This window comes from Halothece sp. PCC 7418, assembly GCF_000317635.1.
Lineage (GTDB): Bacteria > Cyanobacteriota > Cyanobacteriia > Cyanobacteriales > Rubidibacteraceae > Halothece.
This window is the reverse complement of sequence record NC_019779.1, coordinates 1,856,182-1,868,761: the sequence shown is the minus strand read 5'-3', so window position 1 is coordinate 1,868,761 and position 12,580 is coordinate 1,856,182. Positions and strand designations below refer to the sequence as shown.

The window sequence follows — 12,580 nt, the reverse complement described above, 5'->3', positions numbered from 1 at the left end:
ACTTGATTTATTGATTTTCCCTTGTTTCCCCCCCTTTCTAAGGTGAAGGGGGGATAATTGACAATTGATTTAGGATTGCTATGATTACAGCCGTTTTACTTCACCCTTAAATTGATTGAGAAAAGGCTTTTTGTTGCCGTTGTTTTAAGTACGTATCAAAAACGCTAGCAATGTTCCGAATTAAAAGTCGCCCGATTGGGGTCACTTCAATTTCTTCCCCTTGAACTTCGACTAAGCCATCTTTTGCGAGTTCTTTTAATTCCGCAAATTCAGAAGCAAAATAGTCTGAGAATTTTGCCTCCAGTTTGATGTTATATTTCTCTTCTAACCGTTGGGGTGAGATATGAAATTGACACATTAATTCGACAATAATTGCTTGTCGTAAATGGTCTTCTTCGTGGATTTGAACTCCTTTCGCGATGGGAAATTTGTTTTCGTCAATGTCGCGATAATAGTCTTTGATGCGTTTGTGGTTTTGAGTAAAGACATCATGCAACATACTAATTCCCGTCATTCCGAAGGAGAGTAAATCGGATTCAGGTTTAGTCGTATAGCCTTGGAAATTGCGATGTAATTCTCCTCTTCGTTGCGCGATCGCGAGTTCATCATCAGGTTTGGCAAAATGATCCATCCCAATAAAAACATACCCTTGAGAAGTCAATTCTTCAATGGACATCCGCAAGATTCTTAACTTCTCTTCGCTATTCGGTAAAGCAGTTTCAGGAAGTCGTTTTTGTACGGGTTTTAACCAAGGAACATAAGCAAAACTAAACACTGCAATGCGATCTGGATTTAATTCAACGGTTTTATCAATGGTTTTGCGGAACGTTTCTAACGTTTGATAGGGTAAACCATAAACTAAATCAACATTCACACTTTCAAACCCTGCTTCTCGAATCCAATCCATGACATTAAATAGCATGGTTTCGGTTTGCACCCGATTAATCGCCGTTTGCACTTCTGGGTTAAAATCTTGAATCCCGAAGCTAATGCGATTAAAGCCTAAACCCCGCAGGAACAACAGATAATTTTTATCTACATATTTGGGATTAATCTCAATAGAAACTTCTGCATTTTCTTCAAAGGGAAAAGTCTCACTCATCTTCGTCCATAACTTTTCCACTTGTTCTAAATTAAGATAGTTTGGCGTTCCGCCTCCCCAGTGCAATTGGTTGACTTTCCGTTTAGAATCGACTAAACCAGCCACTTGATCAATATTTCTGAAAACATAATCTAAATAGGGTTCAGCAAATTCTTTCTTTTGCGTAATCAGGGTATTACAACCGCAAAAGTAACAGGGCGTTTCACAAAAAGGGATATGACAATATAACGAGAGAGGCGTTTGGCTTTTATTCCCCACTTGAATCGCATTGGTAAAGGCTTGCGGATCAAAGGTTTCTGTTAATTCAGTTGCGGGAGGATAACTGGTGTAACGAGGTAAAGCACGAGCGTATTTTTTTAAAAGTTCGGTGTTGAATTCAACGGTTTTGATGGTCATTTATTTTTGTTATTTGTTCCTTGTTCTTTGTTATTAGTCATTGGTCATTGGTCATTAGTCCTTGGTAATTAACTGGTTCGTAAATCCCAAGGACAGAAGCTGATTGACTGACAAAAGATTCAAAACGTAGGTTGGGTTGAGGTAACGAAACCCAACACCAGCAAGGGTCTTGTTGAGTTACACTTCGCGCTTCCCAACCTACGATAGAATAAGAGCCTCAGCAGTTTTGTCCGTCAACCAGGGGCAGAAGACAAATAAGAGAAAGCAAGCTGCTAACTGGTCACTGCTTTTTCGGTACTACCTGGTTTATCTTGACGGGTGAGGAGATCAAACAGATGGTCACCAATACTTTCTTTGATTTCTCCTTCTAATTCATGGAAAACATCCCGATTCATCCGAAAAACATCATTGGCTTCATCAACAATGGCTTGAACGGTCGCTTCATCAACATTAATTTCATCAAGGGCTTGGCGATATTTTTGTTTGAATTCTCGTTTTGCTTCCACGGTTGGAAACGCATCAAATTCATGTAAACCGGTTCCTTGATCGGGGGGTAAATCCATCGCCGATCGCGCAATTTTTCTTAAACTTTGACCCCCGGAAAGATCGCCCATATACCGCACATAAGCATGAGCAATTAATCGTTCGGGTTGGGTTTCACTGATCTCTTTGATGCGATTGACGTACACTTGTCCTGCAGGAGAAGCAGAGATTTTGTTTTGCCAATCGTCTCCGAAATAAAACGCTAAATCTTCTTCCAGTTTCTGTTTCCGTTCCAACTCTGGGAAATAAATTTTCCCCACTACAGGATGTTCCCGATGGCGATAGATTTCAGCTTCTAACGTGGAATAAACAAAATACAAATCTGCGGTGAGTTCTGCAAAGGGCTTTCTCTCCATGACCCCTTTGAGAAAGCATTTCATAAACGCAGTATTTTCCGAGGCGGTATGAGACTTTTTCGTTCCTTCACGGAGTTGTTCAGCGAGATGACTCATGGTTCAATCCCTCTTCAAATCTTTTATATCATTTAATGATTATGAAGTGATATATTACAGATTGCACTCAAATTCGTAAAATTCTTTACAAAGTTTGACGAAATGAGTGGCGAATCCATTAGATATGTCTATGATAACCATTGAATCACATTAAGGAGCAAGGAGAATTATGTCAACAGCCGTCTCTCAACCCGAAGTCAAAACCTCGATGAAGGAAACCTTACTCACGCCTCGCTTTTACACCACAGACTTTGATGCGATGGCGAAGATGGACTTATCGAGTCAGAAAGAAGAGTTAGAGGCGATGGTGGCGGAAATGAAGGCGGATTACAATTGCCATCACTTTGTCCGTACCGAAGCATTTGAGAAATCGTGGGCGCATATCGACGGAAAGAAAAGAGAGGCGTTTCTAGAATTCTTAGAACGGTCTTGCACCTCTGAATTTTCGGGATTTTTGCTATTTAAGGAACTGTCTCGCAAACTCAAAGGACGGAATCAACTGTTGGCGGATATTTTCCACTACATGGCGCGAGATGAAGCCCGACACGCTGGCTTTTTGAACAAAGCGATGAAAGATTTCAATGTCACCCTTGATCTCGGCTATTTAACCAAACATCGCACTTATACTTTCTTTAAGCCAGAATGGGTCATTTATGCGGTTTACCTGTCAGAAAAAATCGGTTACTGGCGCTATATCACCATTTATCGCCACTTAGAACAACATCCCGAATACGAGTTTTATCCACTGTTCCAAATGTTTGAAAGCTGGTGTCAGGATGAGAACCGCCACGGTGATATCTTTAAAGCACTGCTGCGATCGCAGGATAAACTATGGAAAAGTTGGCAGGGTCGTCTCTGGGCGCGTTTCTTCTTACTCACGGTTTTCGCAACCCATACCCTCACCGTCCATGAACGGGAAGATTTTTATGAATCTTTAGGCTTAAACGCAACCGAGTTTGACCGTCATATTACGCGGAAAACCAACGAAACCGCAGGACGTGCCTTCCCAGTCATGTTAAATGTGGATCATCCAGAGTTTTTCAAACGTTTAGAAACCTGCGCCGAACGCAATCGCAAAATCAACGAAATTGACAACAGCAACGCCCCTGGTTGGTTGAAACGGTTACGGAAACTCCCCTTAATCACAGCTATTTTTACAGACTTGGTGCGCTTGTATTTCATCAAGCCCATTGATGCAGTCAGTGAATGGGAAGCTGTTTATTAAATTAATGTAGGGATAGGTTGGGTAAAATTGAAGTCAAACCCAACCTACAAACTTAGAAATGTTTGAGAAAAAGAAATAATGTCTAACTTAACAAGAAATGAGAAGGATATACTTGAGGCATTTTTAGAAATGAAAAGCGGTTATGTTCTTGATTTCTCAAATCGAACATTCCAAGAATTTATTTTTGAACATACAAGGATTGATATATATGATTGCTTTTATAACCATGAAAGTGGTTCAAAAGCAAACCGATTAAGAGCATTTTGGGATATAGAATCTAATCATAAAGTTGCAAAATTAATAGATGCTTTTTTAAGTCATTGGGAAACACAAAAATTAATTAAAAATACAGAAATAAGTGAGTCAGAAAATAAACTTTTGCAGAAATGCAATGAAATTGTAGAAAGACTAAAACAAGAATATAATATTATCAATGAAAAACAAGTTTCAAGAGATGCACATTTTGATAATATTCAACAGCAGATCATTGATCACATAGAACTGGCAAGGTTTACAGTTTGGATTGCGGTTGCTTGGTTTACCGATAAAAAAATTTTTCAACACTTAGTAAAAAAAGTCAGCAGGGGATTAATGTACAGTTAATAATTGTTGATGATACAATTAATCAGAAATGTGGCTTAAACTATGAACAGTATTTTGAAACATACAGGATTAGTAAACATGGAGAATATGAAAATATAATGCACAACAAGTTCTGTATTATTGATTTAGAAACTGTTCTTCATGGCTCTTATAATTGGACAAATAAAGCTCAATATAATTATGAAACAATCATTATAGAAAAAGACTGTATTTTTGCAGAAAAATTTTCAGAAGAATTTATCAGACTGAAACAAAAAGCCCTATCTACTTAAAGCTTAAAAGTATCTTATAAAACTCTGATTAAAAAGCGCGATTAGCCTTGATCTGTGGTGGGCGATGCAAACCCTACAATCTAATTTAAAGGATAGCGCGAGGTTTTACGCCTCCATCCACTCAATCTGTTTTCATTTTTAACCAATTAAAAATATCTTCAACGGTTAAATTTAAATCAATCTCCTCTAAAATTGGTGCGCGATCGCGCTGATAAAATATTTCTGGTTGTTTTTGCGGTTGAAAAACAAGAATTGAGCGATCATCTGGGTCAACTAACCAACTCAACTGAGAACCATGCTTTAAACAGTGCAATAAATTAATCGATCACGAGTCTTAGTTCTTCCTAATTTCCTTAATTAAAAGATAATAATTCACTTACAATTAGCGTTAACAATCATAGTAATTCTAAGAAATACTCAAGATTCATTTCAGCTTGTTTAAGAATACGAGCTAATGTCGATCTTTTCACAGGTCGGTGGGCTGGTACTGTAATCTTCAAAGTTTTTTCTGCTGAAACTTTCTTCTCTAAACGAATATGACTTCCTCTTTGGCGGACTCTTACCCAGCCGTCACGTTCAAAAGCAGCTATAATTTTTGTGTATGATAAGCTGGGAACTTTACTCACACCACTATTTCCTGAATGATTGCTCCTTCAGTTAAATTAATATCCTCTTCCACTGGTTCAAGGTAAAGCGCGATCGCTTCTTGGATATTCGCTAAAGCCTCATCAACGTCATCTCCCTCACTGATACAACCAGGGAGAGAAGGAACAAACACGGTATATCCACCTTCGTCGCTTGGTTCAAGGATAACTTGTAACTTCATGGCTGTTCTCTCTTTGATGCTCAAAAGTATCTTATCAAATTTTGATGAGGAGGCGCGATCGAGCTTAAGATGTGGTGGGCATTGCCCACCCTACAAATTAACTCAAAAATATCTGTTTGATGAGGAGGCGCGATCGAGCTTGAGATGGGGTGGGTGAGACAAAGCACTGAATCTATTTCTACGGTGACACCTGCGAGGAAATAAAATTGTATCCATCATCAAATTTTGGAATCATCCTACAGTTAAATTGAGCAAGTTCATCAACAATATCAGGATTATCAAAATCTTTTGAGTTTCGATTCAAAAAACACGCTTGTTGGGTTTGATTAATTTGCAAATGGTTGATGACTGAAGCATAAACCAGTGCATCTTGTGGGGTTAAATCATAATTCTGTTCACAGGAAGCAGCTTCCTTCAAAAGGTTAGCAGTAAGAGAAATAATTTCTCCACAGTTAAGAATTTGTTCTCGATTTTTGATGAAGCGGTCTCTTTCTTCTTGATTACTTTGAGTCAGCAAAGTGTTAATTTCTTGAATATTCTTGAGACGAGTTTGATAAGAAGCTGTTCGTGAAAGTTGATTTAATTCAGTCTGTAAGGAGCGCTGAAGTTGTTCACGGTTTTTTGCTTGACGATGTAATTTTTCATGAGGCTCAGCAAGACTGTAGGCGGGAATAATGAGCTTTGCTTTTCTCATTTCACACAGTTGTAGAATCTGTTTACAACTAGAACCTTGCTCTTGTTCAAACGTTAATTCTAAGACAAAATTGGTTTCAACATAGATATTCACGCAGCCACCTCGTGCTTTAACCTTCCTCCCGTTAAAGCAGCATATAATCCAGAGTCAACTAACCAACGCTGAGAAGGATCAAGGTTTTCTGGACGATTTTCAGCAGTAATAACAAGTTCCCAAAGCCAAGAGTTAACAATTAGCTGAAAGCTGTGTCCACTAATTTCTTCAGCTTTGATTCCTGCTCGATCGAAGTACGGTTGGAAGATTGATTTTGCATCAATACTGTAGTTAGGTTCACTGTCATCAGTGAGATTTTTATCAGGCTTTGTCCATAGATAAATTCTCTCTGGGAAGACCATTAAAAAATAGGGAGCATTGGGAAAAGTATAACGAGCCATAAGATTGCGCCGATATCTTTTTGCCCATTCTGAAGAGACATTGTTTTTAATTTTGACTTCTACGATAAGAATTAGTTGACCGTTTCGATTTTCAACGGCTAAATCCCACATTTGGGATCGAGGAATCGTTTCCCCATTTATTGCTTCCTTTAATCCTTCTTTGAGGCGTTTGATGGCAATTTCATCAGGGGTATCATCAGGATCAAATTGGTTGTCTGTTTTTTCAATGAGATATTGCAAGATTTCTTTTTGTTCTTCAGGTGATAGTTGATCGATTAAACTAAAAACTTGCTCTTTTGTAATTTGTAGCGTTACCATCGCTTAACCTCCATTATTTCCTGAATGATTGCTCCTTCAGTTAAATTAATATCCTCTTCCACTGGTTTAAGGTAAAGCGCGATTAGCCTTGATCTGTGGTGGGCGTTGCAAACCCTACCAGTTAAGTTAAAGGATAACGCGAGGCTTTACGACTCGATTTTCAATCTACGCACTTCCATGGTTCAACTACAATTTTTCAGTAGGATGAACTAAAACTCAATCACTCTTTCCGATGGATATCAAAGCAACCTTAAACGAAATTAACTCTCTTAACGTTGAAGAAAGAATTGATCTTGTCCTTGCGATTTGGGATAGTATAGCCGTTGAACAGAGTTATCCTGATTTAACAGAAGCACAAAAACAAAAACTTGATCATCGCATTAGTAAGTATGAAGAAAATTCAGAAAATGTATTGACATGGGAGCAAATTAAAGCATCAGTTAAAAATAAAAAATAATAGATGAAATACTTGTTTGCCCTGAATTTTGCAACTACTTTAAATCTTCTTCTGAGAGAGATGCTTGTTTCATTAAATAGCGAAGTAATCCCACTTTTAGGTCTTTCTTACCATGAATTGGAACTGAAATACGAGTTGTTTGACCGGGTTTACAGTAGATGTTATGACTTCCTTGAACTCGAAGTAATTGCCATCCATTCTTTTCTAAAATCTTGGCAAATTTTTTACCAGAAATTGACTTCATATTGCAATTTCCATAACTCGGCTGTTCTCACTTGTCTCTAAAGAGTCCACATCTACTGATAAACAGCCTTCTACCGCTTCATAGAGATTTTCTAATAACTCTTCAAAAGTATCTCCTTGTGTTGCACAGCCAGGAATCGCAGGAACTTCTGCCCAAAACCCTCCTTCTTCAGCTTCATGAATGATAACTTTAATTTTCATAATCTTTTCCCTTACCTATCCACCTTCGTCACGCTTGTTCAAGTATAACTTTTAACTTCATGGCTGTTCACTTTTTGATGCTCAAAAGTATCTGATCAAATTTTGATGAGGAGGCGCGATCGAGCTTAAGATGTGGTGGGCATTTCCCACCCTACAAATTAACTTTTTGATGCTTAAAAATATCTGATCAAATTTTGATGAGGAGGCGCGATTAGCCTTGATATATTGCGAGTGTTGCCCACCCTTTAATTTAACTTAAAGGATAGCGGGAGGTTTTACGCCTTCATCCACTCAGCCTGCTTTCATTTTTAACCAATTAAAAATATCTTCAACCGTTAAGTTTAAATCAATTTCCTCTAAAACGGGTGCGCGATCGCGCTGATAAAATATTTCTGGCTGTTTTTGCGGTTGAAAAACAAGGACTGAGCGATCATCTGGGTCAACTAACCAACCCAACTGAGAACCATGCTTTAAACGGTGCAATAAATTACCAGTAACGCGATTAGCACTTTGATCAGGAGAAAGAATTTCAATACTCCAATCTGGTGCAACCATAACATTATCTAACGGTTCTCCTTGCTCATCAACCTGAATCGATTGCCAACGAAACACCGCGATATCAGGAACAATTGAACGACCGCCAAACGTACAGCGCAACTCTGGGAAAGCATAAGCAATTTGTCTGGTTTCTGTGACTTCATTAATCGCGTAAATTAACTTTCCCTGAAGTCGGGAGTGGCGACTCTTTTGCCTTGGTTTTGAGATAATTTTCCCTCCAATATATTCCTTAGGTGGTTTCATTTCTGGTAACTGTAGAAACTCTTCCAATGTTATAGAAATCGGCTTAGCAGCAGTCATATTTAATCACCTAATCTGATTGGTTAAAATTGAGCAGTGATTGAAACAGTTACACTCAGGAATTTAATGGGAATGACGATCAAAATATGTGATCAAATTCTGATGAGGAAGCGCGATTAGCCTTGATATATGGTAGGCGAGGCAAACCCTACAAGTTAAATTAAAGGATAGCGCGATCGCGTTGAACTATAGCCGTGATCTTTAAAAATGGTCTTACTGATTCCCTTTAACCTTCCCCCGACTTCACCAACGGTCATCCGCAGGCTCAGTCGTCTCACGGCGGAGTACGGATGACTTTTTCAGCAGACCCGATTTAGGCTAAACTGTGGTTACCCCTAACCAACCAAAGAGAAGTTCTTTTTGTGCTTCGGAGGGTTCGTCAATACTTGTAATTTTATAGCCACTAGGTTGGGGTGAGGCTAAAGTAATCGTGTGATTCAATAATTCATCTTGATGAAAAATAGTAAGGGTAATTTTATCGCCGGGTTGGTAATCTTTTGCGCGATCGCTGATTTGATCCGCATTGACTCGAATCCCATTGATTGCTAATAATTCATCTCCAGCATCAATTCCAGCTAATCCTGCGGGGGATTCTGCATCGACAAACTTAATCATCGTTGAACCATTTTCTTGGGCGACTCGCATTCCTAAATAGGGCGCTGCGTCATCCTCTTCACTGGGAATCAGTTGTAAACCAAAAGGTTGTAAATAATCGGCTAAGGGGAGTTCTTTAGTTGTATGGAGATAGGTGTCTAAAAACTCGGTTAAATCGGTGTCTGCAATGGATTCTAAAACAGATTTTAACTGTTCATCAGTATAACCAATTTCAGGCTTACCAAATTGTTCCCAAAGGGCGAGGAGAACATCATCCATTGACCGCTGATTATTGTGCTTTGTGCGAATAAGTAAGTCTAAGAGAAGAGAGACTAATTCCCCTTTCAGATAGTAAGAAATCTGGTTGTTATCACTATTCGCATCCCGACGATAGAGTTTAATCCAAGCATCAAAACTTGATTCTGCTAAAGGCTGTACTTTTCGCCCTGGGGTTTGTAAAAAGCGAGTAATATCTTTTCCGAGATTATCGAGACAAGTTCTTGCATCATAAATCCCCGCCCGCATCGGAAGCAAAGCATCATAATAACTCGTTGTTCCTTCTGCAAACCAAAGGGCAGTGGTATAATTTTCTTGGCTATAATCAAAGGTTTCTAGTGCTTTGGGTCGGATTCGTTTCACATTCCAGAGATGGAAAAATTCATGGGCGACTAACTGCATGAAGCGATTATATTTTTCTTCCGACTGGAAACCAAAGCGAGGATAAATTAAAGAACAGCAATTTTTATGTTCTAAGCCACCGAACCCACTAGCCGACTGATGGAGTAAAAAGATGTAGTGATCGTAAGGAAGTTCGCGATAAATTTCTGCTTCCGTAACGATAATTTTTTTGATATCATTAATTATTTGTTCTGGGTTAGCATTACCTTTTCCCCAAATTGCAAGCTGATGCGGTTTTTCTAAGACTTCAAAATTGTAAATATCGTGAGTGCCAATTTCAAAGGGGCTATCAACTAAGGTATCAAAATCATCGGCTAAAAATGTATTGGTTTTTCCTTCTACCTCTGGTAAAGGCGTTGTAATTTTCCAATCAGTTGCTGGGGGAATAATTTTAACTTCAATGGGCGTTGTTTCTAAAGCAGGAACATCAAAGAATAGAGCAGCCCCATTAAAATAACCATGAGTCGCATCGAGATGATTTGTTCTTACGGTTAATTCATTGGCATAAACTTGATATTGAATTGTAATTTGGTCAGCTTGTTGAGTCTTAATTTGCCAACAGTTTTTACTGATTTTCTCTAGGGATAGTTCTTGTTGGGTTTCTGTATGATAAGCTGTCACTTGTTGAATATGTCGGGCATATTCTCGTACTAAATAAGACCCTGGTGTCCACACTGGAAATTGGATTTTTAGAGTATCTGGTTTCCAGTCTGAAACTTGTAATTTGACAAGAAAAAGATGAGTTTGAGGTTCAGGAAAAGAAACTTCGTAGCTTAATTGTGCTTGAGTTTGTTCGGTTTGGGGTTGGCGTGTAATGGTTGCTTCAGTCATGGTTATAAAAGTAGTCAAAATTTAAGGCTTTTTCAAAATCAAAGGGAGGATGCTTCGGGAAGAGATTGATCGGTAATCCTGTTTTATAGCTGGTATCTTTTTGAGCGAGTGCATAACAAGAGTCAAATCAGTCAGCTAATATCGGTTGCAGACTAGGACGATCTTCTAATAACAGTTGAATTGGTCTGCGTTATTCAGTAATTGTACTTTTCCAACCTCGTTCATTTTCCCAAACGTTTACTTTTTAACTGTTGCAAGTGCTGGTGTTTTACCTTTTAATCCCGTCATAATTTCTAGGGCAAATTGCTTCAGAGGAGGAATCTTTTCCATCATCCAGATTCCTGTGCGACGACTCAAGACCATGGGTAAAAATTGATTAGAGAAGCTGCGATCGAGCAAATCAGTAACCCCTAAAATCGCAAGATTTTCAGTTTTACGCCACTTTTCATATCGCTTTAACACCTTAATCTCACCCATTTCCTCAGGAGGCGCTTGTTGTAAAATTTCTCCTAAAACTGCTGCATCTCTGATTCCCAAGTTTAAACCCTGTCCGCCAACGGGATGACAACGATGGGCTGCATCCCCAACTAAAGCCAGATGCGGTAACACATAATGATTGCTTTGCATGAGTTGAACCGGAAATACCAGCCGATCTTTGAGCAGTTCAATGTCTTCTAATAACCCGCCTGTTCGCTGAGTCAGTTTTTCCACAAACTGTTTCTCATCCATTTCTTTCAGACGTTGCGCTTCTGCGTGAGGGGCTGTCCAAACCACTTGACAGCGATTACCTGGTAAGGGCAAGATTCCCATCGGTCCTGTGTGCCAAAAGCGTTCAAAGGCGGTATCATTGGGCTGTGTGCTGTGGCGAAAAACAGTGGTTACACAAGATTGCCAATATTTCCAGCCCATCGTCTTGATGTTAGCACTTTCTCGGACGCGCGATCGCGCTCCATCTGCACCGACAATTAAACCAGTGGTAATGGTTTCTCGTGTCCCTTCTTGATCTAGGGTAATATTAACCCCATAATCATGGTAAGTTATGGTTTCCACCTTAGCGGGACAAAACCAGTCGAGATTTTTACTATCTTTGAGTCGCTGGTGTAACCCGTGATGAAGGATATGATGTTCCGCAGCATACCCCACATACTCGCTGTTAATATCTTCGGTTTCAAAACCAACCACATGGGGAAAATCACCATCACTGAGACGAATATGGCGAAATTTACCAATTTTCGGCAAGATATCATCCCAAACCCCTAAACCGTTAAAAATACGCCCAGAAAGAACAGAAATCGCATAAGCGCGATCGCGACTGGCTGCGACTTCTAAGGGGGTGGCTTCTGCGATCGCGATGCGTAAGTTACTCTGTTGTAACGTCAGCGCTAAAGTTAAGCCTGTAATGTTACCTCCGACAATGACCACATCGTAGTCTAAGTTTTGGGAAGCACTTCCTGAAGTCTGGGTTAATGAGTCTAACGCCATGACTGATGATCTAATGTTCTTAATATATGTTTACCTCTTTATTGTGGCGTGAAAGGTCGATTGGGATCAACATTTTCCCATTTCTTAATGTCTAGATCAGAATTAGTAACCAGTAAGCAATCAGCAAAAATAACTTTTATGAATATGGAATGGATTTTGATCATTGCTGCATTGATCATCATTTGGCTCGCGGTGAAAGCAGCCTTGAAAATGGTTGTCATTGGCTTCAACACAGCTTTCCAAATTTTAATGATCTTAGTGATTTTAAGAATATTTTTTACAATTATGCCCGAAGAGGTATGGCAACAAATCAGGGAACTCCCTCAACTCTTATGGCCATCATAAATCAATATCCAGCTTGGTTTTTGATA

Annotated in this window: 18 protein-coding genes and 1 pseudogene; 5 read left to right on the top strand and 14 right to left on the bottom strand. The window is 39.2% G+C overall.

What is annotated here, in order from left to right:
- Positions 1-106 precede the first annotated feature (106 nt).
- A complete protein-coding gene (gene hemN / locus PCC7418_RS08470; RefSeq protein ID WP_015225755.1) occupies positions 107-1,498 on the bottom strand; it encodes an oxygen-independent coproporphyrinogen III oxidase in 1,392 nt (463 codons plus the stop codon).
- A gap of 272 nt (positions 1,499-1,770) precedes the next feature.
- The gene (locus tag PCC7418_RS08465; protein ID WP_015225754.1) at positions 1,771-2,493 is read right to left on the bottom strand and encodes a heme oxygenase (biliverdin-producing); all 723 of its coding nucleotides are present in this window, start codon (positions 2,491-2,493) and stop codon (positions 1,771-1,773) included.
- Positions 2,494-2,662: 169 nt separating this feature from the next.
- On the opposite strand from PCC7418_RS08465, the gene acsF reads away from it, so the two are divergent.
- The 3 genes from acsF (at position 2,663) to PCC7418_RS21325 (ending at position 4,593) form a co-directional block, all read left to right on the top strand.
- Positions 2,663-3,718, top strand: a complete 1,056-nt coding sequence (gene acsF / locus PCC7418_RS08460; protein ID WP_015225753.1) for a magnesium-protoporphyrin IX monomethyl ester (oxidative) cyclase — start codon at positions 2,663-2,665, stop codon at positions 3,716-3,718.
- A 78-nt stretch (positions 3,719-3,796) separates the two neighbouring features.
- Positions 3,797-4,321, top strand: a complete 525-nt coding sequence (locus PCC7418_RS19350) for a hypothetical protein (RefSeq protein ID WP_051030536.1) — start codon at positions 3,797-3,799, stop codon at positions 4,319-4,321.
- Positions 4,306-4,593 carry a phospholipase D-like domain-containing protein gene (locus PCC7418_RS21325; protein WP_083885385.1) on the top strand — a complete coding sequence of 96 codons (288 nt, stop codon included), beginning with the start codon at positions 4,306-4,308 and terminating at the stop codon, positions 4,591-4,593. The genes PCC7418_RS19350 and PCC7418_RS21325 overlap by 16 nt, the downstream gene beginning before the upstream one ends.
- A gap of 121 nt (positions 4,594-4,714) precedes the next feature.
- On the opposite strand, the gene PCC7418_RS08445 is transcribed toward PCC7418_RS21325, so the two are convergent.
- The 5 genes from PCC7418_RS08445 to PCC7418_RS08425 form a co-directional block, all read right to left on the bottom strand.
- Positions 4,715-4,879, bottom strand: coding sequence for a hypothetical protein (locus PCC7418_RS08445; protein WP_235620776.1), 165 nt, complete (start codon positions 4,877-4,879; stop codon positions 4,715-4,717).
- Between the two features lie 109 nt (positions 4,880-4,988).
- Positions 4,989-5,219, bottom strand: coding sequence for a type II toxin-antitoxin system HicA family toxin (locus PCC7418_RS08440; protein WP_015225752.1), 231 nt, complete (start codon positions 5,217-5,219; stop codon positions 4,989-4,991).
- Positions 5,216-5,419, bottom strand: coding sequence for a type II toxin-antitoxin system HicB family antitoxin (locus PCC7418_RS08435; protein WP_015225751.1), 204 nt, complete (start codon positions 5,417-5,419; stop codon positions 5,216-5,218). Before PCC7418_RS08435 ends, PCC7418_RS08440 begins: the two co-directional genes overlap by 4 nt.
- Before the next feature lie 178 nt (positions 5,420-5,597).
- Positions 5,598-6,206: a PIN domain-containing protein gene (locus PCC7418_RS08430; protein ID WP_015225750.1), complete on the bottom strand. Its 609-nt coding sequence runs from the start codon at positions 6,204-6,206 to the stop codon at positions 5,598-5,600.
- Complete coding sequence (locus PCC7418_RS08425) at positions 6,203-6,865, bottom strand: hypothetical protein (protein ID WP_015225749.1); 663 nt, start codon at positions 6,863-6,865, stop codon at positions 6,203-6,205. Before PCC7418_RS08425 ends, PCC7418_RS08430 begins: the two co-directional genes overlap by 4 nt.
- 232 nt (positions 6,866-7,097) lie before the next feature.
- On the opposite strand from PCC7418_RS08425, the gene PCC7418_RS08420 reads away from it, so the two are divergent.
- Positions 7,098-7,322 carry an addiction module protein gene (locus PCC7418_RS08420; protein ID WP_015225748.1) on the top strand — a complete coding sequence of 75 codons (225 nt, stop codon included), beginning with the start codon at positions 7,098-7,100 and terminating at the stop codon, positions 7,320-7,322.
- A gap of 34 nt (positions 7,323-7,356) precedes the next feature.
- Here PCC7418_RS08420 and PCC7418_RS08415 read toward each other — a convergent pair whose 3' ends face one another.
- From PCC7418_RS08415 to PCC7418_RS08395, 7 genes and pseudogenes are all read right to left on the bottom strand, one after another.
- Positions 7,357-7,566 carry a type II toxin-antitoxin system HicA family toxin gene (locus tag PCC7418_RS08415; protein WP_015225747.1) on the bottom strand — a complete coding sequence of 70 codons (210 nt, stop codon included), beginning with the start codon at positions 7,564-7,566 and terminating at the stop codon, positions 7,357-7,359.
- Positions 7,563-7,766 (bottom strand): type II toxin-antitoxin system HicB family antitoxin, encoded by a 204-nt coding sequence (locus tag PCC7418_RS08410; protein WP_015225746.1) that lies wholly within the window; start codon positions 7,764-7,766, stop codon positions 7,563-7,565. Before PCC7418_RS08410 ends, PCC7418_RS08415 begins: the two co-directional genes overlap by 4 nt.
- A 291-nt stretch (positions 7,767-8,057) precedes the next feature.
- A complete protein-coding gene (locus PCC7418_RS08405; protein WP_015225745.1) occupies positions 8,058-8,624 on the bottom strand; it encodes a Uma2 family endonuclease in 567 nt (188 codons plus the stop codon).
- Positions 8,625-8,779: 155 nt separating this feature from the next.
- The gene (locus PCC7418_RS21125) at positions 8,780-8,902 is read right to left on the bottom strand and encodes a hypothetical protein (protein ID WP_255348278.1); all 123 of its coding nucleotides are present in this window, start codon (positions 8,900-8,902) and stop codon (positions 8,780-8,782) included.
- A 40-nt stretch (positions 8,903-8,942) separates the two neighbouring features.
- Positions 8,943-10,727, bottom strand: coding sequence for a M61 family metallopeptidase (locus PCC7418_RS08400; RefSeq protein ID WP_015225744.1), 1,785 nt, complete (start codon positions 10,725-10,727; stop codon positions 8,943-8,945).
- Positions 10,720-10,842: pseudogene (locus tag PCC7418_RS21320) on the bottom strand (DUF29 domain-containing protein); the annotation flags it as partial. The gene PCC7418_RS08400 and the pseudogene PCC7418_RS21320, both read right to left, overlap by 8 nt.
- Before the next feature lie 122 nt (positions 10,843-10,964).
- Positions 10,965-12,209: an FAD-dependent hydroxylase gene (locus tag PCC7418_RS08395; protein ID WP_015225743.1), complete on the bottom strand. Its 1,245-nt coding sequence runs from the start codon at positions 12,207-12,209 to the stop codon at positions 10,965-10,967.
- Between the two features lie 87 nt (positions 12,210-12,296).
- Between PCC7418_RS08395 and PCC7418_RS08390 the strand changes: the two genes are divergently transcribed.
- Positions 12,297-12,554 carry a hypothetical protein gene (locus tag PCC7418_RS08390; protein ID WP_216086690.1) on the top strand — a complete coding sequence of 86 codons (258 nt, stop codon included), beginning with the start codon at positions 12,297-12,299 and terminating at the stop codon, positions 12,552-12,554.
- Positions 12,555-12,580: the final 26 nt, after the last annotated feature.